Annotated in this window: 19 protein-coding genes; 10 read left to right on the top strand and 9 right to left on the bottom strand. The window is 72.4% G+C overall.

Annotated features, from left to right (window positions below):
* Positions 1-8: 8 nt before the first annotated feature.
* From ngg to B9O00_RS09995, 3 genes are all read right to left on the bottom strand, one after another.
* Complete coding sequence (gene ngg / locus B9O00_RS10005; protein WP_085122474.1) at positions 9-1,718, bottom strand: N-acetylglutaminylglutamine synthetase; 1,710 nt, start codon at positions 1,716-1,718, stop codon at positions 9-11.
* Between the two features lie 14 nt (positions 1,719-1,732).
* Entirely contained in the window at positions 1,733-3,517 is a 1,785-nt protein-coding gene (locus tag B9O00_RS10000) for an N-acetylglutaminylglutamine amidotransferase (RefSeq protein WP_085122473.1), read from the bottom strand.
* A 303-nt stretch (positions 3,518-3,820) separates the two neighbouring features.
* The gene (locus tag B9O00_RS09995; RefSeq protein WP_159460172.1) at positions 3,821-4,780 is read right to left on the bottom strand and encodes a LysR family transcriptional regulator; all 960 of its coding nucleotides are present in this window, start codon (positions 4,778-4,780) and stop codon (positions 3,821-3,823) included.
* 210 nt (positions 4,781-4,990) lie between these two features.
* Between B9O00_RS09995 and B9O00_RS09990 the strand changes: the two genes are divergently transcribed.
* Complete coding sequence (locus B9O00_RS09990) at positions 4,991-5,977, top strand: PLP-dependent cysteine synthase family protein (protein ID WP_085122471.1); 987 nt, start codon at positions 4,991-4,993, stop codon at positions 5,975-5,977.
* Here B9O00_RS09990 and aguB read toward each other — a convergent pair.
* On the bottom strand, positions 5,923-6,810 hold the full coding sequence (aguB, locus tag B9O00_RS09985) for an N-carbamoylputrescine amidase (protein ID WP_085122470.1): 888 nt from the start codon (positions 6,808-6,810) through the stop codon (positions 5,923-5,925). The two genes, B9O00_RS09990 and aguB, sit on opposite strands and share 55 nt — an antisense overlap.
* Positions 6,811-6,943: 133 nt before the next feature.
* Between aguB and B9O00_RS09980 the strand changes: the two genes are divergently transcribed.
* The 4 genes from B9O00_RS09980 to B9O00_RS09965 all read left to right on the top strand — a co-directional run bounded on the left by B9O00_RS09980 (position 6,944) and on the right by B9O00_RS09965 (position 11,261).
* A complete protein-coding gene (locus tag B9O00_RS09980) occupies positions 6,944-7,729 on the top strand; it encodes a lysozyme family protein (protein ID WP_143596197.1) in 786 nt (261 codons plus the stop codon).
* A 272-nt stretch (positions 7,730-8,001) separates the two neighbouring features.
* On the top strand, positions 8,002-9,207 hold the full coding sequence (locus B9O00_RS09975; protein WP_143596196.1) for a hypothetical protein: 1,206 nt from the start codon (positions 8,002-8,004) through the stop codon (positions 9,205-9,207).
* Positions 9,208-9,447: 240 nt separating this feature from the next.
* A complete protein-coding gene (locus B9O00_RS09970) occupies positions 9,448-10,617 on the top strand; it encodes an acetylornithine transaminase (protein ID WP_085122464.1) in 1,170 nt (389 codons plus the stop codon).
* Complete coding sequence (locus B9O00_RS09965) at positions 10,614-11,261, top strand: GNAT family N-acetyltransferase (RefSeq protein ID WP_200808462.1); 648 nt, start codon at positions 10,614-10,616, stop codon at positions 11,259-11,261. Before B9O00_RS09970 ends, B9O00_RS09965 begins: the two co-directional genes overlap by 4 nt.
* A gap of 19 nt (positions 11,262-11,280) precedes the next feature.
* On the opposite strand, the gene B9O00_RS09960 is transcribed toward B9O00_RS09965, so the two are convergent.
* Positions 11,281-12,678 (bottom strand): aspartate aminotransferase family protein, encoded by a 1,398-nt coding sequence (locus B9O00_RS09960; protein WP_085122461.1) that lies wholly within the window; start codon positions 12,676-12,678, stop codon positions 11,281-11,283.
* A 328-nt stretch (positions 12,679-13,006) separates the two neighbouring features.
* Here B9O00_RS09960 and B9O00_RS09955 point away from each other — a divergent pair, with 328 nt between their 5' ends.
* A complete protein-coding gene (locus B9O00_RS09955) occupies positions 13,007-13,642 on the top strand; it encodes a LysE family translocator (RefSeq protein WP_085122459.1) in 636 nt (211 codons plus the stop codon).
* A gap of 9 nt (positions 13,643-13,651) precedes the next feature.
* On the opposite strand, the gene B9O00_RS09950 is transcribed toward B9O00_RS09955, so the two are convergent.
* The gene (locus tag B9O00_RS09950; protein ID WP_200808461.1) at positions 13,652-14,779 is read right to left on the bottom strand and encodes a citrate synthase/methylcitrate synthase; all 1,128 of its coding nucleotides are present in this window, start codon (positions 14,777-14,779) and stop codon (positions 13,652-13,654) included.
* A 78-nt stretch (positions 14,780-14,857) separates the two neighbouring features.
* Between B9O00_RS09950 and B9O00_RS09945 the strand changes: the two genes are divergently transcribed.
* Positions 14,858-16,060 carry a citrate/2-methylcitrate synthase gene (locus B9O00_RS09945; RefSeq protein ID WP_085122457.1) on the top strand — a complete coding sequence of 401 codons (1,203 nt, stop codon included), beginning with the start codon at positions 14,858-14,860 and terminating at the stop codon, positions 16,058-16,060.
* 59 nt (positions 16,061-16,119) lie between these two features.
* On the opposite strand, the gene B9O00_RS09940 is transcribed toward B9O00_RS09945, so the two are convergent.
* Positions 16,120-16,560, bottom strand: a complete 441-nt coding sequence (locus B9O00_RS09940; protein ID WP_085122456.1) for a VOC family protein — start codon at positions 16,558-16,560, stop codon at positions 16,120-16,122.
* 259 nt (positions 16,561-16,819) lie between these two features.
* On the opposite strand from B9O00_RS09940, the gene B9O00_RS33465 reads away from it, so the two are divergent.
* Positions 16,820-17,446 (top strand): hypothetical protein, encoded by a 627-nt coding sequence (locus tag B9O00_RS33465; protein WP_179243913.1) that lies wholly within the window; start codon positions 16,820-16,822, stop codon positions 17,444-17,446.
* Between the two features lies 1 nt (position 17,447).
* On the top strand, positions 17,448-17,822 hold the full coding sequence (locus B9O00_RS09930; RefSeq protein ID WP_235017088.1) for an SHOCT domain-containing protein: 375 nt from the start codon (positions 17,448-17,450) through the stop codon (positions 17,820-17,822).
* 30 nt (positions 17,823-17,852) lie between these two features.
* Here the strand turns inward: B9O00_RS09930 and B9O00_RS09925 are convergent, their stop codons facing one another.
* Positions 17,853-19,400 (bottom strand): DHA2 family efflux MFS transporter permease subunit, encoded by a 1,548-nt coding sequence (locus B9O00_RS09925; protein WP_085122455.1) that lies wholly within the window; start codon positions 19,398-19,400, stop codon positions 17,853-17,855.
* Positions 19,401-19,536: 136 nt separating this feature from the next.
* Between B9O00_RS09925 and B9O00_RS09920 the strand changes: the two genes are divergently transcribed.
* Positions 19,537-20,499 (top strand): cytochrome c oxidase assembly protein, encoded by a 963-nt coding sequence (locus B9O00_RS09920; protein WP_085122454.1) that lies wholly within the window; start codon positions 19,537-19,539, stop codon positions 20,497-20,499.
* A gap of 24 nt (positions 20,500-20,523) precedes the next feature.
* Here the strand turns inward: B9O00_RS09920 and B9O00_RS09915 are convergent, their stop codons facing one another.
* Positions 20,524-21,198, bottom strand: a complete 675-nt coding sequence (locus tag B9O00_RS09915) for an SCO family protein (protein WP_085122452.1) — start codon at positions 21,196-21,198, stop codon at positions 20,524-20,526.
* Between the last annotated feature and the right edge of the window lie 59 nt (positions 21,199-21,257).

The following is a 21,257-nucleotide window of genomic DNA, read 5'->3' as shown; positions in this document are numbered from 1 at the left end:
TGGCCTCCTCAGGCGGCGGTCTGGGGGAACAGCAGGTCGACGAAGCGCTCGGCGGTCGGGGCCGGCTCGTGGTTGGCCAGGCCCGGGCGCTCGTTGGCCTCGACGATGGCATACTTCGGCTGCTCCGCCGAGGGCACCAGGAAGTCCAGCCCGACGACCGGGATGCCGAGCGCGCGCGCCGCCTCCTCGGCGGCCGAGCGCAGGCTGGTGTGCAGCCGGTCGGTGACGTCGTGGATCGTGCCGCCGGTGTGCAGGTTGGCGGTCTTGCGCACCAGGATGCCCCGCCCCTCCTCGAGCAGGTCGTCGAAGCCGTAGCCGTAGGATTCGACGCAGCGCCGCGTCTCGGCATCGATCGGGATGCGGCTCTCGCCGCCGGTCGCGGCGGCGCGCCGGCGCGACTGCGCCTCGATCAGCTCGCGGATGGTGTGCTTGCCGGTGCCCGTCACCTCGGCCGGGCGGCGGATCGCGGCGGCGACGACCTTGTAGTCGATGACGATGATGCGCAGGTCCTCGCCCTTGACGTACTCCTCCATCAGGACCTGCTCGCTGAAGCGCCGGGCGTCGGCGACCGCGCGCTCGACCTCGTCGATCGTCGTCAGGTCGACGTAGACGCCGCGGCCCTGCTCGCCGCGCAGCGGCTTGACGACCAGCCGGCCGTAGCGCTCCAGGAAGGCGGCGTTCTCCTCGGTCGTGCCGGCCCGGCGCTGCGCCGGGACCTTGAGGCCGGCGGCGGCGAGCAGCCGCGAGGTCACGGCCTTGTCGTCGCAGCGGCTCATGGCGACCGCCGTGGTCAGCTCCGACAGGGCCTCGCGGCAGACGATCGAGCGGCCGCCGTGGACCAGCCGGAAGAAGCCGCCCTCGGCGTCCAGCACCTCGACGTGGATGCCGCGCCGGCGCGCCTCGTCGACGATGATCTGGGCATAGGGGTTGAGCCTGGCGATGTCCGGCTGCTCGGGGCCGGCGAACAGCACCTCGTTGATCTGGTTGCGGGTCTTCATGGCGAAGACCGGCAGGCGCTCGAAGCCGAGCTTCTCGTAGAGCCCGATCGCCTGCCTGTTGTCGTAGAGCACCGACAGGTCGAGCTGCTCGCGGCCGCGCTCGCGCAGGCGCCGGCCGAGGTCGCGGACCAGCGCCTCGCCGACGCCGGGGTAGGGGGCCTGGGGATCAACGACCAGGCACCAGAGGCTGGCGCCCTGTTCCGGATCGCCGAAGATCTCGACGTGATCGAGGCCGGTCACGCTGCCGATGATCTCGCCGCTGGCCAGGTCGCGGGCAACCAGGTGGATGAAGCGCTCGTCGTCGCGCCGCGCCAGCAGGAAGCCCTCGGGCAGCCGCACCATGCCGGCCTTGGAGTAGCAGCGGTTGACGCCCTTGGCGTCGGCCTCGCCCTCGACCGGGTAGATCTCGCAGGTCGGCGGCAGCGTCCCGCGCGCGAGGCCCGCGAGCCGCAGGCGGAAGGCGTGCGAGGGGTCGAGGAAGACCTGCTGCGGGGCCATCGACTGCACGACGTGCGGCTCGCTGACGTAGAAGGCGATGTCGCGGCAGCCGTCCTTCTCGCGCAGCAGCTCCTCGAGCAGCCCGGCGTGGTCGTCGAAGCTCTGGCCGAACAGCAGCCGGCCCCAGCCGCAGTCGAGCGAGACGTTGCGCGCGGTGGCGCCGGCGGCATTCGGAGCGCTGTGCGGGGCGGCCGCGGCGCTCGGCGATGCGTTGGACAGCATGGTCGCTCTTCCCCTCAGTAGCCGTGCAGCTGCAGCCAGCTTTCCAGCAACGCGATCTGCCAGAGCTTGGATCCGCCGAGCGGCGTGATGTGGTCGCTCGGCGCCTGCAGCAGGCGCTCGACGGTGTCGCGGCGGAACAGGCCGCGCTCGCGCGCCCGGCGGCTGTCCAGCGTGTCGCGCACCCGGTCGAGCACCGGCCCGTCCAGGTACTTGAGGGCCGGCACGGGGAAGTAGCCCTTCGGCCGGTCGATGACCTCGGCGGGGATGACCCGGCGCGCCGCCTGCTTCAGCACGTGCTTGCCGTCGCCGGCGACCTTGTGCTCGGCCGGGATGCACGCCGCCAGCTCGACCAGCTCGTGGTCGAGGAAGGGCACGCGCGCCTCCAGGCCCCAGGCCATGGTCATGTTGTCGACCCGCTTCACCGGATCGTCGACCAGCATCACCGTGGTGTCGAGGTGCAGCGCCTTGTCGACCGGCCGGGCGCCGTCGAGGCCGTCGAAGTGGCTGCGGACGAAGGCGCGGCTGTGGTCCTCGCCGAGCCAGGCGTCCTCGACCAGGGCGGCGTAGTCGGCGTGGTCGCGGTCGGCGAAGACGCGGGCGTAGGCCTCGGCCGCCGTCTCGTCGCTCTCGTCGAGCAGCGGCGGGTACCAGTGGTAGCCGGCGAAGATCTCGTCGGCGCCCTGGCCGGACTGGACGACGCGGACGTGCTTCGAGACCTCCTCGCTCAGCAGGTAGAAGCCGATGTTGTCGTGGCTGACCATCGGCTCCGACATCGCGCGGATGCAGCCGTCGAGGTTGGGCAGCAGGCGCTCGCGGCTGTCGACCCGGATGCGCGTGTGGTCGGTGGCGTAGCGCTCGGCGACGATGTCCGAGTACTGGAATTCGTCGCCGGCCTCGCCGCCGGCGCTCTCGAAGCCGACCGAGAAGGTCTTGAGGCCGGTCTGGCCGAGCTCGCTGAGCAGGCCGACGACCAGGCTGGAATCGACGCCGCCGGACAGCAGCACGCCGACCGGCGTGTCGGCGACCAGGCGGCGGCGCACCGAGGCGCGCAGGCCCTCGAGCACCCGCTCGACCCACTCGCCCTCGCCGCGCGTCAGGTCGGCCTCCTCCCGCGGGCCCATGGCCAGGCGCCAGTAGCGGCGCTGCTCCATGCGGCCGTCGGGGGTGGCGGTCAGGGTGTGGCCGGGCGGCAGCTTGCGCACGCCGGTCAGGATCGTGTGCGGCGCCGGCACGACGGCGTGGAACGAGAGGTAGTGGTGCAGGGCGACCGGATCGATCGAGCGGTCGACCGCCTCGCCGCGGGCGACCGCCGGCAGCGACGAGCCGAAGCGCAGGCCGCCCGGCACCTCGGCGAGGTAGAGCGGCTTGATGCCCAGGCGGTCGCGGGCCAGGAACAGCCTGCCGCTGTCGCGCTCCCAGAGCGCGAAGGCGAACATGCCGTTGAAATGCTCGACGCAGGCCTCGCCCCACTGCCGGTAGGCCTTGAGGATGACCTCGGTGTCGCCGTGCGAGAAGAAGCGGTGGCCCTTGCCCTCCAGCTCCGCGCGCAGCTCCGGATAGTTATAGATGGCGCCGTTGTAGACGATGCCGAGCCCCAGCTCGGGGTCGATCATCGGTTGCTGGGCGGCCTCCGAGTGGTCGATGATCTTCAGCCGTCGGTGGCCGACGGCGATGCCGTTCTGGACGAAGAGTCCTTCGGCATCGGGTCCGCGCGTCTGCATGGCGCGTGCCATCTCCTGGACCAGGGTCGCCGAGGCCGGACGGCCGTCGAAGCGGATCTCACCGACGATTCCGCACATGTCGTTCCGTATTCCCCTGTCTTGGTTGGTCGCCGCGAGCCGCAGCTCAAGCATGGCAAAGGCAAACCCGATCGCCGAGCGACTGGGTGTCAAGATCTGTCGTCGATCTCTCCAATCGAAGCGATCAGACCACAGGATATTGGAGGCTGACGCGAGGCTGTCAACCAACCATAGACGAAGCGAGTGATTGGCGATGACGGTTCCGTGATCGTCAAATCCCGGAAAATATGCCGAAATATACTCACGCCATCCGCTTCCAATACGGCGAACGGGCCGGAATGTTCCGATGGAACGGGCGGGCTTCTATTGCGCGAGAGCTTGCCGGGACGGCGTCGGCGGTGCGCCCGTGCCTTCGAGCAGCGCGCGGCGGGCCAGGATCGCCGGCCCGACGAAGTCGAGGAAGGCGCGGACCCGCGCGGTGTGGCGCAGGTCGTCGTGGAGCAGCAGCCAGAGGCTGCGGTCGGGGACGACCGGGGCGCCGGGCACGCGGACCAGCCCCGGCGAGCGGTCGCCGAGGAAGCAGGGCAGCAGGGTCAGGCCGAGGCCGGCCGCGGCGGCGGCGATCTGCAGGGCATGGCTGGCCAGGTGGTGGCGCACCGGCAGTTGCGGGAAGGACGTGTCGCGCGGCCAGGTCGCGTAGTCGTCGCCGGCGCTCCAGCCGAGCCAGCAGGCCTCGGGGCCGGGCGCCGCGGCATCGAAGCGTTCCAGGAAGGCCGGGGCGGCATAGGTCGTCTTGCCGTAGCGCAGCAGGCGTCGCCGCACGACCTCGCCGGTCACCTTGAAGGCCATGCGGATCGAGACGTCGGCCTCGCGCCGCGCCAGGTCCGAGAAGGCGTCGGTCAGCGCGATCTCCAGATCGATGCCGGGATAGAGCCGGGCGAAGGCCGCGATGTCCTCGGCCAGGAAGGCCTGCATCAGGGCATAGGGCAGGCTGATCCGGAGCCGGCCGCTCAGCGCGGCGTCGCGCCCGGCGATCCGGCGCTGGGCCGCGACCAGCTGCTGCTCGACCCGCTCGGCCGGCTCCAGCAGCGCCTCGCCGGACCGGGTCGGCACCAGGCCCTCGGGCCGGCGCTCGAAGAGGGCCGCGCCGAGCGCCCGCTCCAGGCCCTCGAGCCGTCGGGCCACCGTCGCGTGGTTCACGCCGAGCGCCCGCGCGGCGCCGCGCAGCGAGCGGCTGCGCGCGACGGCCAGGAAGACCCGCAGGTCGTCCCAGTCGAGCGCCGGGTCGAGATCGCCGTGAGTGGATGAAATTCGATCCGCCATGGTGCAGATTATAGGCCTTCCGGATCGCAGGTCATCCAAGGACGGTTCGCAGCGTCGGCGTGGGTGCCCCCACATCCCTCGACAGGCTCGGGATGAAGCGACTGTTTGAGCCAACGCGATTTTTGCTTCGTCCCGAGCTTGTCGAGGGGCGTGCGAGCACGCAGGCCGTCGCGCGACCTCATCGTTCATGATAACCCCCGGGACCCCGCCATGACCGACGCCTGCCCTGTCCACTCTTCGATCCTGGAGCTGATCGGCGAGACGCCGCTGGTCGAGCTGCGCCGCCTGGTGCCGCCGGGCCACGCCCGCGTCCTGATGAAGCTGGAGAGCCGCAACCCGACCGGCTCGATGAAGGACCGCATGGCCCTGGCGATGATCGAGGCGGCGGAGCGGGACGGCCGCCTGAAGCCCGGCGGCCGGGTCGTCGAGTACACCGGCGGCAGCACCGGCGTGTCCCTGGCCCTGGTCTGCGCGGCGCGCGGCTATCCGCTCGACATCGTGACCTCCGACGCCTTCAGCCGCGAGAAGCGCGACCACATGGCCGCGCTCGGCGCCGAGCTCACCATCGTGCCGAGCGAGGGCGGCGGCATGGACGCGGCCCTGACCCGTGCCATGATCGAGGCGGCGCGGCGCATCCAGGCCGCGAAGGGCGGCTTCTGGACCGACCAGCTGAACAACGCCGACCAGCTCGCCGCCTACCGCACCCTCGGCGAGGAGATCTGGCGCCAGACCGGCGGCCGCCTCGACGCCTTCGTCCAGGCGACCGGCACCGCCGCCTCGGTGCGCGGCACCGCCGAGGCGCTGCACGCCCGCGACCCGAAGATCCACGTCGTCGCGGTCGAACCCAGCGAGTCGGCGGTGCTGTCGGGCGGGCCGAGCGGCGTGCACAGGATCGAGGGGGTCGGCGCCGGCTTCGTCGTGCCGCTCTGGGACCCGGCGGCGGTCGAGGAGATCGTCCCCGTCTCGACGGAGGAGGCCAAGGCCATGGCCCGGCGCCTCGCCCGCGAGGAAGCGCTCTTCGCCGGCACCTCGACCGGCGCCAACCTGGTCGCGGCCCTCCGGGTCGCCGAGCGGCTCGGTCCCGAGGCGACGGTCGTGACCCTGCTCTGCGATTCCGGGATCAAGTACCTCTCGACCGACCTCTACCGGGCGCCCGAGGCCTCCGTCTCGCCATCGAGCGTCAGCAGCGGGCGGTAGAGGTCCGGCCGGCGGTCGCGGTAGAAGCCCCAGGAGGCGCGGCGGGCGCGGATGCGGTCGAGGTCGACGGTCGCGGTGACGACCTCCTGGCGGTCCTGGGAGGCCTCGGCCAGCTTGGCGCCCAGCTCGTCGGCGATGAAGGAGCTGCCGTAGAAGGTCATGGTCGCCGCCTCGCTGGGCTCGCTGCCGATGCGGTTGGAGGCGACCAGCGGCACCATGTTGGCGGCGGCGTGGCCCTGCATGGCGCGCTGCCAGTGGCCCAGGGAGTCGATCGTCGGGTCCTGCGGCTCGATGCCGATCGCGGTCGGGTAGAGCAGCACCTCGGCGCCCTTCAGCGCCATGGCCCGCGCGCACTCCGGGAACCACTGGTCCCAGCAGATGCCGACGCCCAGGCGCCCGAAGCGGGTGTCCCAGACCCGGAAGCCGGTGTCGCCGGGATTGAAGTAGTACTTCTCCTGGTAGCCCGGGCCGTCGGGGATGTGGCTCTTGCGGTAGAGGCCGAGCACCGCGCCGTCGGCGTCGGCGATGGCGATCGAGTTGTAGTGGGCGTTGTTGGCCCGCTCGAAGAAGGAGACCGGCAGCACCACGCCGAGCTCCTTCGCCAGATCGGCGAAGCGCGCGACGACGGGGTTGTCCTTGAAGGGCCTGGCGAGGGCGAAGAGCGCCTCCTTCTGGTCCGGGCAGAAGTAGGGCGTCTCGAAGAGCTCCTGCAGCAGCACGACGTCGGCGCCCTTGGCCGCGGCCTCGCGCACCAGGCCCTCGGCGCGCTTCAGGTTGGCCTCGCTGTCCCAGTCGCAGGCCATCTGGGTCGCGGCGAGGGTGATCGTGGTCATCGGCGGCGCTCCGTCGGTTGCCGTGCAACCTTCGGGGCGCTGTGGCGGCCGGTCAAGGCGGCACGCCTTTGCGACGCGACGGCGGGGCCGGGGAGAATTCGCATCCCGATCGTCCACCGAAAGGACAGCGACCATGCCGAGCAAGCGCCCCGCCCGTTCCGGAACCCGCCCTGCGCGCCGAGACACCTTGCTGGCCGGTCGTGCTGAGGCGCCTGACCGCAAGACGGTCCTCTATGGTGCCGGTCCGTCCCCCGACGAGATCGAGGCCTATTGGAAGCGGAAGGGCTACGGCGGCCCGAGGGGCGATCTGCCTGTCCGCGAATTGCGCAACGAGAAGGACCGTCGCCCCAACATACTTGCCGACGAGGCCGCCATCTTCCCGATCGAGGAAAATCCGGATGCCGATCCGACGCCGCCGTGGTCGTCCTGGCACTCGAAGGGTCGGGACGCCGTCGCGAAGTACGAAAGGCTGATCGGCGCGGCAGCCGAGCGGTACGGCGTCGATCCCGACCTCGTGAAGATGGTCATGTACACGGAGAACGCACGCGGCTGGTGGACGGTGGCCGGAGAGCCTGTTGGTGCGTCAGCCACAATCCTGCCGATGAACGTCAATTCCGAGATGTGGCAGCAGCTCGGCGTGACGCCTGAGGAAGCGAAGGATCCAGCCGCCAACATCGACCTTGGCGTCCGTCTCATCAAGCGCTTGGTGGAACGTGCGCCGGGTGCTTCGGCCGGTCAGATCGAGACGCTCTACAACAGCCTCTACGCCGAAAAGACCAACCAAGTCGGGGCCCAGGCGCAACAGGCCTGCGACCAGAGACTCTGGGAGAAGGAGGAGGCGCCGGAGTTCGGCTTCTGGAACCGGGGTTGGGCCACCGTCGAGCAGGGATGGGAGCGTCTCAGACGGCTGCGCCGCTAATCAGCGCCATCAAATGCCACAATCTTTCCGCGGAAAAGCCCCTGGTCATTCGCTCGCAGCACCGCTAGGTTGGCTCGAACAAATGGCGAACATTGGGTGGCGCGATGACACGGAAGAGTCGGTGGACCTGGCGCCAGTGGCTTGGTGCCTGTCTGGGCACTGCCGTCATCTTGCCCGTCCCGCCGCTCGCCGCTCTTTGGCTGACAGGCGCAACGGCTTGTGGACCAGCGCCGTCCAGAGTGCCCTGCGCGGGCTTCCTGGACGACCTTCTCGTGCAGCTGGCGCTCTGGTTCGCCGCGACGACCGTTCTCTTCCCCCCGTGTGTGACCATCGCCTTCGTCGCCTGGGTGGCCGTACGCGAGCGGGGACGTACCGGCTGGCGGTTCTGGATGGCACGCGGCGCCCGATTGGCGCTGCTGTGCTACGTTAGCGGTGCGGCGCTCGTCCTGTGGTGGGCCATCTTCGGCGACTTGGCCCCGACCGGCGGGGGACCGATCAGGGAACTCGTGGCCTTTGTCGCCAAGCCGGCCCTGTACGGTTCAGGCCTTGCGGCTCTGGCCCTCGTGCTCGGCCTGCTGCTGCGCAGCGTGGTGATGCTGACGCGCCCCCGGCGAGGCGAGATTGCGGACAGTGGCGAAGCCTTGGCTGCGGCGACCCGGGCCCTGGCCACGAGCCCCATCGCCCGATCGGAGGCCTGGGGCCTGCGGCGCGGATGGCGGCGTCGGGCCCGGGCGGTCGGCCGCTTGGCATTGCTCTGCTACGCCTTCGCCTTCGTCGTGCACCTGCTGATCCTGTTGAGCCACCTGCCGCAGGACGCGGCCTGCGCGGACGGCTGGTATGGCAGCATGGCACCCCAGGGCATGATGGATCTGCGGGAGGTCGTCGGCCTGCCCTGCAAGCTGAGGCCGCTCGGCGCTGCCGCGACGCTACTGGCGACGCCGCTCTACGGCGTGCCCGTCCTGCTGCCGGCCGCGCTCGGCTTCGCCCTGGCCTTTCGCAAGCTCGGCCGCGTGATTCGGCAGGCTTGGCAGGAGGAGGCCGCCGCCGGCCGGTCCGGCGCCCTCCGGATGCTTCGCTCGGACTGGCGTGCGTGGGCCGGGACGGCCGGCTGGCTGCTGCTGGCCGCCTACCTGCTCGCCTTCCTGATGAATCTGGACGTTGTCATCTGGGAGGGCATCGGCAGCCACTGGCAGAAGCCTATGTCCCTCTGCCTGTACGACGTCGGCTACAAGTCCGCCGGGCTGCCGGACCTGCGGCCGCTCGGCTGGCCTTGCGTGCTCGACGTCGAGCAGGTCGCCGTCTGGCTCTATCTGATGCCACTGTTCTGGACGCCCGTCGTCCTGATGGCGGCGCTGGTGCTGCTGCCGGTGCCGCTCCTCTTGCTGTGGCGCCTGCTCCTGGCCCTGCGCCGCCTTCTGGTCGGCGGCCCGGGCGGCGGCTCGCCGGACGGTGCAGTCGGGCAGGGCGGGGCCGGCTGACGCTGGTCCTCTGCCGACCCGCGAGATCCCGCTTGCATTCGCCGCCGCTTCGGCTACCGTCCGCCGCCATGAGCGAGAAGCGCCAGCCCTGTCAGCTGCGACGTCGCGCCCCCTGAGGGGCGCGCGGGCGACTCGCTTTTTCCGTTTTCCAGGAGAGCCAGCACCTGCCGCCGAGGAAGGCCGGCGGCATGAGTGCGTGCGTCTCGTCTTCTTCGGTGGCCCAACCGGAGAGGACCCGAGATGGACGCTTCCTTCGATGCCCTGATGACCATCACCAGCCGGCCCGCGACGGTCTTCGTGCGCGGCGAGGGCTCCTGGCTGTTCGACGGGCACGGCCGCCGCTACCTCGACTTCGTCCAGGGCTGGGCGGTCAACTGCCTCGGCCACTGCCCGCTGGTCCTGGCCCGCGCGCTCTGCGAGCAGGCGGCGACGCTGATCAACTGCAGCCCGGCCTTCTACAACGCGCCGATGGTCCGCCTCGCCGAGGCGCTCAAGGCCGCGAGCGGCCTCGACCGGAGCTTCTTCGCCAACTCCGGCGCCGAGGCCAACGAGGGCGCGATCAAGCTGGCGCGCAAGTGGGGCGCCCTCCACCGCGGCGGCGCCCATGAGATCGTCACCTTCGAGCAGGGTTTCCACGGCCGCACCCTGGCGACCATGTCGGCCTCGGGCAAGGCGGCCTGGAAGGGTCTCTTCGAGCCCAAGGTGCCGGGCTTTCCCAAGGTGCCGCTCGGCGACCTCGCGGCGGTCGAGGCGGCGATCGGCCCGGACACCGCCGCCGTCATGCTGGAGCCGATCCAGGGCGAGGCCGGCGTGATCCCGGCCGGCGACGGCTTCCTCAAGGAGCTTCGGGCCTTGACCCAGGCCAAGGGCGTGCTGCTGATCCTCGACGAGATCCAGACCGGCATGGGCCGGACCGGCAGGCTGTTCCACTACCAGCACCTCGGCTTCACGCCCGACATCCTGACCCTCGGCAAGGGCCTGGGCGGCGGCGTGCCGCTCTCTGCCTTGCTGGCCCGCGAGGATGTCTGCTGCTTCGAGCCCGGCGACCAGGGCGGCACCTTCAACGGCAACCCGCTGATGACCGCCGCCGGCCTCGCGGTGCTGGAGGCGGTGACGGCGCCCGGCTTCCTGGAGCGGGTGACCGCGACCGGCGCCTACCTGGCCGAAGGCCTGGCGGCGCTGTCGAGGCGCCACGGCTTCGGCGGGGTGCGGGGCCGGGGCCTGCTGCTGGCCCTCGACCTCGGCCGGCCGGTCGGCCCGGCGCTGGTCGAGGCGGCGCTGGCCGAGGGGCTGCTGATCAACGCGCCGCGGCCCGAGTGCCTGCGCTTCATGCCGGCCCTGACGGTCAGCCGGGAGGAGGTCGACAGCCTGCTGGCGACCCTCGATCCGCTCTGCGGAGCCGTCGCGTGACCGCCGCCGTCGCCGCTCCCGGGGCGACCGCTGGGGCTGCGGTCGCACTGCGGCCGGCCCGTCGCTCCGAGGCCGAGACCCTGACAATGCTGCACGTCGCGATCTGGCGCGAGACCTACCGCGAGCTGGCGCCGCCGGAGACCGTGGCCACGCTCGATGTCGAACGGCGCCTCGGGCGCTGGCGGGAGATGCTGGCGGATCCCGAGCGGATCGTGCTGGTCGCCGAGGCGGCCGGTGGGCTCGCCGGCTTCGGCGTCGCCGGTCCGCCGAGCGATCCGGTGTTCGGCGCCCGCGGCGAGGTCAAGCTGCTCTACGTCGCCGCCGGCTTCGCGCGCCAGGGCCTCGGCCGCCGGCTGCTCGCGGCGCTCGCCGGTGGGCTGCTGGCACGCGGCTACGGCGGCCTCGCGCTCGGCGTCGTCGTCGGCAACGACCCGGCGATCGCCTTCTACGAGGCGCTCGGCGGCCGTCGGCTCACGGCCTACCGGGACCGCGGCCCGCTCTGGCGCTCCGACAACCTGGCCTACGTCTGGGACGACCTGCCGGCGCTGGCGGCATCGGCGCCTGCGCGAGCGGCCCCCTCACCCTCCCACGGCCTGACGGCCGCGGGCCCCTCCCTCTCCCCTGAGGGGAGAGGGGCGGGGTGAGGGGGACGCCTGCGCTGCCTCAGCCGGCCCCCAGGTCCTTCGCGGTCAGGTCGAGGCAGGTCCTGAGGCGCGAGACCAGCTCGTCGATCTCCTCCGTCGAGATGGTCAGCGGCGGCGCCATCACCATGCCGTCGCGCACGGCGCGCAGCACCACGTTGTGGGCGAAGCAGTGGTCGCGGCAGATCGTGCCGGCCTTGCCGTTGCCCGGGAAGCGGGTGCGCGGGCGCTTCTTCTGGACGATCTCGAGGGCGCCGATCAGCCCGAGCGAGCGGACCTCGCCGACGATCGGGTGCTCGGCCAGCTCGGCGAGGCGCTTCGCCAGGTGCGGGCCGGTCTCCTCGCGGACCTTCCGGACCAGCTCCTCGCGCTCGATGATGTCGATGTTGGCGAGCGCCACGGCGCAGGCCGTCGGATGGCCCGAGTAGGTGTAGCCGTGGAAGAACTCGCCGCCGGCCTCGACCAGGGTGCGGCCGATCTCGCCGCTGACCATCACGCCGGACAGCGGGATGTAGCCGGAGGTGATGCCCTTGGCCATGGTCATCATGTCCGGCTCGATGCCGAAGTGCTCCGAGGCGAACATGTAGCCGGTCCGTCCGAAGCCGCAGATCACCTCGTCGGCGACCAGCAGCACGTCGTACTGGCGGCAGATCCGCTGGATCTCCGGCCAGTAGCTGTCCGGCGGGATGATCACGCCGCCGGCACCCTGGATCGGCTCGCCGATGAAGGCGGCGACCTTGTCCGGGCCGATCTCCAGGATCTTGTCCTCGACCTGCTTCGCCGCCTGGCGGCCGAACTCCTCGCGGTCGAGCTCGCCGCCGAAGTCGAACCAGTAGGGCGGGTCGACGTGGTGGAAGCCGGGCAGCGGCAGGCCGTAGCCCTCCTGCATCGGCGTCATGCCGCCGAGCGAGGCCGCGGCCATGGTCGAGCCGTGGTAGGCGTAGGTCCGGCTGATGAAGTGCGCCTTCTCCGGCTTGCCCTTGAGCTTCCAGTAGAAGCGGGCGAGGCGCGCGACCGTGTCGTTCGATTCCGAGCCGGACGAGCCGTAGAACACCATGTCGAGGCCGGCCGGCGTGATCTCGGCCAGCTTCTCGGCCAGCTCGACCGGCGGCGGCGTCGCGGTCTTGAAGAAGGTGTTGTAGTAGGGCAGCTCCAGCATCTGCTTGTAGGCCGCCTCGGCCAGCTCCTTGCGGCCGTAGCCGACGTTGACGCACCACAGGCCGGCCATGCCGTCGAGGATGCGCACGCCCTCGGAATCGGTCAGCCAGACGCCCTCGGCCCTGGTGACGATGCGGGCGCCGGCCTCCGACTCCTTGAGCTGCTTGTAGTCGGTGAAGGGGCTGAGATGATGCTTGCGGTCCGCCTCGCGCCACCAGGCGGTGGTGTTGCGGGCGGGCTTGTCGCTGGTCTGGGTCGACATCGGCTGAATCCTTTCGGCTTGGCTTGACGAGAGAGGAGGGCGCCTCCCGCCGGACGGGGGCAGGGCGCCGGTCGGTCGTCGGGCCGCCGCTAGGGGTTGTAGCCGATGCGCGCGCAGAGGATCAGCAGCTCGGCGTGCCGCGTGCGCGGCTGGCCGAGGGGGGCATAGCGGGGGCTGCCGATCCGGGACTCCATGGGCAGCAGGATACCGGCCGCGGCCGCCGAGGCCAAGCCGCTTGGCCGCCGACTGCTTCCCGCCTGTGCAAGGAGCGGATAGAAGGGCGCCGGCGGTCCGGGCGAGCCTCCGGCCGCAAGCAGCGGGAGCCGCCATGACCGTCACCGAGTCCCTCGTCGCCTTCCTGCTGGCCGCCGGCCTCCTGACCATCACGCCGGGCCTAGACACCGCCCTGGTGCTGCGCACCGCCGCGGTCGAGGGCGCGCGCCGGGCCGCTGCGGCGGCGCTCGGCATCAATGCCGGCTGCCTGGTCTGGGGTGCCGCCGTGGCGCTCGGCCTGGCGGCCCTGCTCGCCGCCTCGCAGCTCGCCTTCGAGATCCTCAAGTGGTGCGGCGCCGGCTACCTCGGCTGGCTCGGCCTGCAGCTGCTGCGCCGGCCGCGCAGCGGGATCGAGCGGGCGGCGGCGTCGCCGGCGGGCGGCCGGCTCGACTGGTTCTGGAAGGGTCTCGCCGGCAACCTGCTGAACCCGAAGGTCGGCGTCTTCTACGTGTCCTTCCTGCCGCAGTTCGTGCCCCACGAGCTTCCCTTGGGAATCGCGGTCGGGGGCTGGTGCTTCCTGCTCGCCGGCATCCACGTGCTGCTCGGCCTCGCCTGGTGCAGCGGCCTGATCCTGGCAACCCGGCCGCTCGCCCGGGCGCTGCAGCGGCCCGGGGTCGTGCGCCTGCTCGACCGCCTGACCGGTTGCCTGTTCCTAGGCTTCGGCGCCGGTCTGCTGTTCGCCCGGCGCTAGGGGGGACCCTCAGGCCGCCTCGCGCGGCCGCGGCCCGACGTAGCGCGACTGCGGCCGCAGCAGGCGGCCGGTGGCGACCTGCTCGCGGGCATGGGCGAGCCAGCCGGGGCCCCGGCCGAGCGCGAAGACGCAGGTGAAGGTCTCGCGCGGGAAGCCGAGCGCCTCCAGCAGCAGGGCCGTGTAGAACTCGACGTTGGTCTCCAGCGGCCGGCCCGGCTTGCGGCGGGCGAGCAGGGCCAGGGCCGCCGCCTCGACGGCCTCGGCGAGCCGCAGGCGGCCGGCGTCGACCCGGCCGGCCGCGGCCAGGGCCGCGACGCCGGCCTTGAGGGCGTCGGCGCGCGGGTCGCGGACCCGGTAGATGCGGTGGCCAAAGCCCATCAGCCGCTCGCCGCGGTCGAGGGCGCCGGACAGCCAGGCCTCGGCCCGCTCCGGCATGCCGACGGCATCGAGCATGTCGAGCACCGGCCCCGGCGCGCCGCCGTGCAGCGGGCCCTTGAGGGCGCCGAGCGCGGCCAGCCAGGCCGAGGTCAGGCCGGCGCGGGTCGAGGCGACGACGCGTGCCGCGAAGGTCGAGGCGTTGAGGCCGTGGTCGGCGACCGTCACCAGGTAGCGGTCGAGCGCCGCCGCCTGGGCGGCATCCGGCATCGTGCCGTGCAGCATGCGCAGCACGTCGGCGGCCTGGCCGAGCGCCGGATCGGGCGCGACCGGCTCGAGCCCGCGGGCGAGGCGGACCAGGCCCGGCGTCAGCACCGCCGGCGCCGCGATCAGGCGCAGCGCGGTCGCGAGGTCGTCGCCGTCGGCGAGGCGCGCGCTCAGGGCGCGCAGCGCCTCGACCGGTGGCAGGCGGCGGATGCCGGCGTCGGCGGCTGCCAGCTCGGCGAAGACCTCGGCGCGCGCGGCGCCGAGCGCGGCCGGCAGGTCGTCCGGCAGGTCGGGAAAGAAGCCGTCGAGCAGCAGGGCCGCGACCGCCTCCGCGCTCGCCCGGCCGGCCAGGGCGTCGAGCGGCCGGCCGCGGATCACCAGCCGGCCGGCGGCGCCGTCGACCTCCGACAGCACGGTCTCGGCGACCACCACGTCGTCCAGGCCGGAGGCGGCTTCGGGCATCCTGTCGGCGATCGTCACGCTTGCGGAACTCATGGGGCTTCTCCTTTGCTTTTCCGCTAGATCGCGCCCATGATGATTGACGTCAATCTTGATGAAATTGATCAATGTAAGATGACCTGGATGACCGCCAGGGAGGCGCTGGCCCGGCTCGGCAGCAAGCCGCAGACGCTCTACGCCAACGTCAGCCGCGGCCGGGTGCGGGCCAAGCCCGACCCCGCGGATCCGCGCCGCAGCCTCTACAGCGCCGCCGACGTCGAGCGGCTGGCCGAGCGGCGGGGCGGCCGGCGCAGCGCCGGGACGGTCGCGGCCGAGGCGATCCGCTGGGGCGACCCGGTGCTGTCCTCGGCGCTCTCGACCATCGTCGCCGGCCGGCTGTTCTACCGGGGCCGCGATGCCGTCGCCCTGTCCGCCACGGCGACGCTGGAGGAGGTCGCGGCCCTGCTCTGGCAGGCCGAGGACCTGGCGTGGGGACCGGCGGAGCCGCCGGGCGCCGGGGACGGACCCCTGGCCGCCGCCTTCGCCTGGCTCGCCGGGCGCGCGGCCCGCGACCTGCCGTCGCTCGGCCGGTCACCGGCGGTGCTGCAGCGCGAGGCCGCCGGGCTGCTCGGCGGGCTCGGCGCGGCGCTGCTTGGCCCGGCGCCGCCCGGCCCGGCGCCGCTCGGCCCGGCGCCGCTCGGCCCTGTGGCTGCCCCGGGCCGGGGCGGCGAGCCGCTGCACCGGCGTGCCGCTCTGGCCTGGGGGCGGCCCGGGGCCGAGGACGCGATCCGCCGGGCCCTGGTGCTGCTCGCCGACCACGAGCTCAACGCCTCGACCTTCGCGGTCCGGGTCACGGTCTCGACCGGCGCCTCGCTGTCCGCGGGCCTGCTCGCCGGCCTCGCGGCCCTGAGCGGGCCGCTGCACGGCGGCGCCTCAGAGGGCGTGCGGGCGCTGGCCGAGGCGGCCGGGCGGTCCGGCCCGCAGGCCGCCGTGCGCGCCTGTCTCGCCGAGGGACGTCCGCTGCCGGCCTTCGGGCACCGGCTCTATCCGGAGGGCGACTGCCGGGCCGCGGCCCTGCTGGCCCGCTTCGAGCTGCCGGAGGTCTTCGCCGGGCTGCGCCGGGCCGCCGAGGCGGCGACCGGCGAGCCGCCGAACATCGACTTCGCCCTGGCCGCCCTGGCCGCCGCCCACGGGCTGCCGCCGCAGGCGCCGCTGCTGCTCTTCGCCCTGGCGCGCGCCGTCGGCTGGCTGGCCCATGGCCTGGAGCAGCGCGCGAGCGGCGAGCTGATCCGGCCGCGCGCCCACTACGTCGGACCGGCGGTCGCGCCGGCCGCCTGAAAGAAGAAAGGGGCGCCCCGCAGGGCGCCCCTCGTCTCCATCGGCCTCTCGGGCCGGGCCTACCAGCTGCCGGTGTTCGGCATCGAGCTCCAGGGCTCGGCCGGCGGCAGGGCGTCGCCAGCCTGCAGGAACTCCAGCGAGATGCCGTCGGGCGAGCGCACGAAGGCCATGCGGCCGTCGCGCGGCGGCCGCAGGATCGTGACGCCGGCGTCCATCATCCGCTGGCACTGGGCGTAGATGTCCTTCACCTGGAAGGCCAGGTGGCCGAAGTTGCGGCCGCCCTTGTAGTCCTCGGGATCCCAGTTGAAGGTCAGCTCGATCTCCGGCGAGCGCTCGCCCTTGGCACGCTCGGCGTCGTCGGGCGCGGCCAGGAAGACCAGGGTGTAGCGGCCCTTCTCGCTCTCGAAGCGGCGGGTCTCGACGAAGCCGACCTTGTTGACGAAGAAGTCGAGCGACTCATCGATGTCGCTGATGCGGATCATGGTGTGCAGGTAGCGCAAGGCTGTCCCCTTCCGTTCCGGTCGCGGTCTCTTGTCCGGGTTCGCCGCAGAAGATGGCGGCAGGCGCCGGCGAAGGCAAGGCGCCGCGGGGGGTGGCAGCCCTGCCGTCGGAGCGGTCGGGCGGCCCCCGCGACGATTGCGCGCGCTCCCGGTGCGCCGCAACCGGGTTTGACACGGCTCAATGCCCGGCTGCCCGCTCTTCCTCAGAGTGGCTCCAGGCGCCGCTGAGCGGCTGCCGTGCTTCTCAGGAGAAGATTCGATGATCAGCAGGAAGACCTTGCTCGCAGCCGGCCTGGCCGCCGGCCTGCTCGGTGCCTTCTCGACGCCGGGCCTCGCCCAGGGCCAGGGCGGCCAGGGCATGATGGACCGCGATGCCGACGACTGCCCGCATTACGGCATGATGGGCCAGGGCTACGGCATGGGCCAGGGCATGTGCCAGGGCTACGGCTCGGGTCCGGGTATGATGGGCCAGGGCTACGGCATGGGTCCCGGCTACGGCATGGGCCCGGGCATGATGGGCCAGGGCTACGGCATGGGGCCCGGCTACGGCATGGGCCCGGGGATGATGGGCCAGGGCTACGGCATGGGGCCCGGCTACGGCATGGGTCCGGGGATGATGGGCCCGGGCTACGGCATGGGACCCGGCTATGGCATGGGCCAGGGCTATGCGACGCCGCAGGCGCAGGACCTGAAGCTGACCGTCGACGACGTCAAGAAGATGCTCGATCAACGCCTGGCCTGGGGCGGCAACCCGCACGTCAAGCTCGGCAAGGTCGAGGCCAAGGACGACGACACGATCGTCGCCGAGATCGTCACCCAGGACGGCTCGCTGGTGCAGAAGCTGGCCGTCGACCGCCATCGCGGCTGGATGCGCCCGGTCGAGTGACATGAAGACGAGACGCCTGCGATATGGACTGGCGGCCGTCGCTTCGGCGGCGGCCTCCGGCCTGCCGGCTGCGGCCTGGGCCCAGCAGGGGCCCTACTACTACGGCCACATGTGGAACGGCGGAATGGGGGGGGACGGCTGGCACGGCTGGTTCCTCGGCCCGATCATGATGATCCTGGTCCTCGTCCTGGTCGTGGTCGGCGTGGCGGTCCTGCTGCGCTGGCTGGTCGGGCCGGCGCACCCGCATCATCCGCCCTATCCGCCCCACTATGCCTCGGGGGGCAAGTCGGCCCTCGACATCCTCAAGGAGCGTTTCGCCCGCGGCGAGATCGACAAGGAGGAGTTCGAGGAGCGGCGGCGCGTGCTCGGCGACTGAGCCGCGGCGCCGGGCGCGCGGTCCCGGCCCTCAGGCGCCGGGGTCGCGCCGCGGCCGGGCGAAGGGCACGGTCAGCAGGGCGAGGGCGGTCAGGAGCGCGGCGAGCGCCCAGGCCTCGTTGATCGAGCGGACCAGGGCGAGCCGCTCGACCAGCGGCTGCACCATCGCCTGGACCATCGGCGGGATCGGGCCGCCGGCCAGTGCCTTGACCTGGTCGAGCGGCAGGCCGAGCGCCCGGGCCGTGTCGAGGTCGCCCTGCCGCAGCCGCTCGACGATGGCCGCGGCGTGGTGCGGCGCCCGGCCGTAGATCACCGTGTCGATCAGCGCCAGGCCGATCGCGCCGCCGAGGTTGCGCATCAGGTTGAACAGCCCGCTGGCGTCCGGCACGCGCTCCGGCGCCAGGCCGCCGAGTGCGATCCGGGTCGGCGGCAGCAGGCAGAACATCACCGCGACGCCGCGCAGCACCTGCGGCCAGAACATCTGGTCGAAGTCGGTCTCGGCGGTCTGGAAGGCGCTGAGCCCGAGGCCGGTCGCGAAGACCAGGAAGCCGGCGCCGGTCAGCAGGCGCGGGTCGAGCCGGCGCTCGAGCGCGACGGCGAGCGGCGCCGTCGCCAGCTGGGCGATGCCGGTGACCAGCATGATCTCGCCGATCTCCAGGGCGTCGTGGCCGCGCACGAAGCCGAGGAACACCGGCATCAGGTAGACCGAGCCGAACAGGCCGATGCCGAGCACGAAGCTCAGCAGGCAGCCGAGCGCGAAGGAGCGCTCGCCGAGCGTGGTCAGCTCGACGACCGGCCGGGCGCGCCGGAGCGAGCGCAGCACGAAGCCGGCCAGGGCGAGGAGCGCGAGGGCGAGCAGCCCGAGCACCGGCGCCGCCAGCCAGCCGTCGTCGGGCGCCTGCTTGAGGCCGATCTCGAGCGCCGAGAGCGCCAGCGCCAGCGCCGCCAGGCCGAGCGGGTCGAGTTGGCGCAGGACGCCGGGCTGCGGCCGCTCGCGCGGCAGCAGCAGGCTCGCCGCGGCGGCGGTGACGAGGCCCGGCGCGACGTTGATCAGGAACAGCCAGTGCCAGGACCAGGTCGAGGTGATCCAGCCGCCGACGATCGGCCCGACGGTCGGCGCCAGCACGGCGAGGACGCCGGCCAGGGTCGTCGCCAGCCCCTGGCGCCGGACCGGGAACAGCAGGAAGACGGCCGAGAAGACCGCCGGGATCAGGGTGCCGCCGGCGAGGCCCTGGACGATCCGCCAGGACAGCAGCTCGGCGAAGCTGCCGCTGGCCGCGCAGCCGAGCGAGGCCAGGGTGAAGAGGCTGAGCGAGGCGACGAACAGCCAGCGCATGGTCAGGATGCGGGTCAGCAGGCCGGTCAGCGGAATCGCCACGACCTCGGCGGTCAGGTAGGCTGTCTGGATCCAGCTGATCCGGTCGGGGCTGACGTCGAGCGCCCGCTGGATGGCCGGAATCGAGGTCGCGACGACCTGGACGTCCAGGATCGCCATGAACATGCCGAGGCACATCATGGCGAAGCCGGCCCAGGTGGCGGTGCCGGCCCGGGCCCTTGCCGCGACGTCGTCGCCGCTCATCGAACGGTCGCCCGGCCGTTCGGCGCGACCAAAGTCCCCCTGGCGTTCGCGGCGCGGGGCCGTAAGGTGGCGCGGCCGCGCGCGACCGCCCGCCCGGTCACGCCGGCGCAGCTTGCCGAGAGAGTCGAAGCGTTCGATGGCACGAGGTTCTTCCCCTTCAGGCGCGGTCCCGGCCAGGGACTATGCCGTCTATCCGCTGTTGCTGGTCGTCGCCGGCCTGGTCTGGTGGCTCTGCCACCGCTTTCCGTCGCGGCTGCCGGTCTGGGCGCCCTGGGAGTTCAACTGGTCCTGGTTCCTGACCGCCACGCTCTGCGCCTGGTGGTACCTGCGCGGCCTGTCGCTCAGCGCGCCGGCCGAACGTCCCTCGCGCTGGCGCAGCCTGTCCTTCGCTGCCGGGTTGCTGGTCATCTACGTCGTGCTGCAGACGCGCTTCGAGTACCTGGCCGAACATATGTTCTTCCTGAACCGCGTCCAGCACATCGTCATGCATCACCTCGGGCCCTTCCTGATCGCCCTGGCCTGGCCGGGCACGACCCTGAAGCGCGGCATGCCGGCGCCGCTGCGACGGATCACCGAGTGGCGGCCGCTGGTCCGCCTGGTCGGCCGGCTGCAGCAGCCGCTGCTCGCGGCCTTCCTGTTCGTCGGCCTGGTCGCGCTCTGGCTGCTGCCGTCGGTGCACTTCGTGGCGATGCTCGATCCCCAGCTCTACGCCTTCATGAACTGGACGATGGTCGTCGACGGCGTGCTGTTCTGGTCGCTGGTGCTCGACCCCCGGCCGGCGCCGCCGGCGCCGCGCTCCTTCGGCACGCGCGCTGCGCTGGCCATCGGCGTGATGTTCCCGCAGATCGTGATCGGCGCCCTGATCGCCTTCAGCGACCACGATCTCTATCCCTTCTACGCCTGGTGCGGCCGCTTCTTCCCCTCGATCGGGGCGGTCACCGACCAGAAGTTCGGCGGCCTGATCATCTGGATCCCGGCGGCGATGATGAGCGTCGTCGCGCTGATCCTGGTGATCAACGCCCTGCGCCGCACCGAGGCCGGGCGCGGCGGCGAGGACCGCGGCGAGGAGGTCGTCTCGGCCGCCCAGTGGACCGGATGAGGGGCGGGATGACGGGGACGAGTCTCAGAACAGCCGGCGGAGCCAGGCGAAGGGACCGCCGCCGCCGCTCCCCTCGGCCAGCCGCTTCAGGTCCGCGGCGGTGCCGACGATCTCCGGCGCGGCGGTGTCGAGGGAGGTCGCCAGCAGGCGGGCCTTGCCCTTCTGGTCGAAGACGTAGACCGCCGGGCTGTGGGTCACCTCGAAGGAGCCCGCCTCCTTGCCCGGCTTGACCGAATAGGCGACGCGGTAGCGCCGGGCCAGGGCGGCGAGCTGGTCGGGGCTGCCGCGCAGGCCGTCGACCTGCGGCCCGAAGGCGGCGGTGTAGTCCTTGAGCACGGTCAGCGTGTCGCGGTCCGGATCGACCGTGACGAACAGCACGCGGACCTGCTTGGCCGCCTCGCCCATCTCGTCGAGCACCTTGGCGACGTTGGCCAGGGTCAGCGGGCAGATGTCCGGGCAGAAGGTGTAGCCGAAGTAGAGCAGCGCGACCTTGCCGCGGTAGTCGTCGGCGGTGACGGTCTTGCCGTCCTCCGCGCGCGTCATGGTGAAGGCGAGGTCCGGCAGGCTGCCGCTGACGTCGGTGTTGTGCCAGTCGGACTCGTCCCGGCAGCCGGTCAGCCCGGCCGCCAGCAGGCAGAGGCCGAGCAGCGCGGCGAGCCCGCGCCGTGCACGCGTCGGAACGGAGAAGGGAAAGACCATTACGCGGAACCTCGTGCCGTGAGGGGCGTCTCGCCGTCGTCCGGCAGCGTCACGCCCGC

It is taken from the genome of Tistlia consotensis USBA 355 (assembly GCF_900177295.1).
In the GTDB taxonomy this organism is placed as follows: Bacteria; Pseudomonadota; Alphaproteobacteria; order Kiloniellales; family DSM-21159; genus Tistlia; species Tistlia consotensis.
This window is presented reverse-complemented; position numbering and strand designations above follow the sequence as displayed.

Bases quoted from the DNA above. Each gene is read 5' to 3' on its own strand.
- B9O00_RS09920 (WP_085122454.1), top strand. From the start codon at position 19,537: ATGGCACGAGGTTCTTCCCCTTCAGGCGCGGTCCCGGCCAGGGACTAT.
- ngg (WP_085122474.1), bottom strand. From the start codon at position 1,718: ATGCTGTCCAACGCATCGCCGAGCGCCGCGGCCGCCCCGCACAGCGCT.
- aguB (WP_085122470.1), bottom strand. From the start codon at position 6,810: ATGACCACGATCACCCTCGCCGCGACCCAGATGGCCTGCGACTGGGAC.
- B9O00_RS09970 (WP_085122464.1), top strand. From the start codon at position 9,448: ATGGACGCTTCCTTCGATGCCCTGATGACCATCACCAGCCGGCCCGCG.
- B9O00_RS33465 (WP_179243913.1), top strand. From the start codon at position 16,820: ATGATCAGCAGGAAGACCTTGCTCGCAGCCGGCCTGGCCGCCGGCCTG.
- B9O00_RS09915 (WP_085122452.1), bottom strand. From the start codon at position 21,198: ATGGTCTTTCCCTTCTCCGTTCCGACGCGTGCACGGCGCGGGCTCGCC.
- B9O00_RS09945 (WP_085122457.1), top strand. From the start codon at position 14,858: ATGACCTGGATGACCGCCAGGGAGGCGCTGGCCCGGCTCGGCAGCAAG.
- B9O00_RS09990 (WP_085122471.1), top strand. From the start codon at position 4,991: ATGACCGACGCCTGCCCTGTCCACTCTTCGATCCTGGAGCTGATCGGC.
- B9O00_RS09995 (WP_159460172.1), bottom strand. From the start codon at position 4,780: ATGGCGGATCGAATTTCATCCACTCACGGCGATCTCGACCCGGCGCTC.
- B9O00_RS09960 (WP_085122461.1), bottom strand. From the start codon at position 12,678: ATGTCGACCCAGACCAGCGACAAGCCCGCCCGCAACACCACCGCCTGG.
- B9O00_RS09980 (WP_143596197.1), top strand. From the start codon at position 6,944: ATGCCGAGCAAGCGCCCCGCCCGTTCCGGAACCCGCCCTGCGCGCCGA.
- B9O00_RS10000 (WP_085122473.1), bottom strand. From the start codon at position 3,517: ATGTGCGGAATCGTCGGTGAGATCCGCTTCGACGGCCGTCCGGCCTCG.
- B9O00_RS09930 (WP_235017088.1), top strand. From the start codon at position 17,448: ATGAAGACGAGACGCCTGCGATATGGACTGGCGGCCGTCGCTTCGGCG.
- B9O00_RS09950 (WP_200808461.1), bottom strand. From the start codon at position 14,779: ATGAGTTCCGCAAGCGTGACGATCGCCGACAGGATGCCCGAAGCCGCC.
- B9O00_RS09925 (WP_085122455.1), bottom strand. From the start codon at position 19,400: ATGAGCGGCGACGACGTCGCGGCAAGGGCCCGGGCCGGCACCGCCACC.
- B9O00_RS09955 (WP_085122459.1), top strand. From the start codon at position 13,007: ATGACCGTCACCGAGTCCCTCGTCGCCTTCCTGCTGGCCGCCGGCCTC.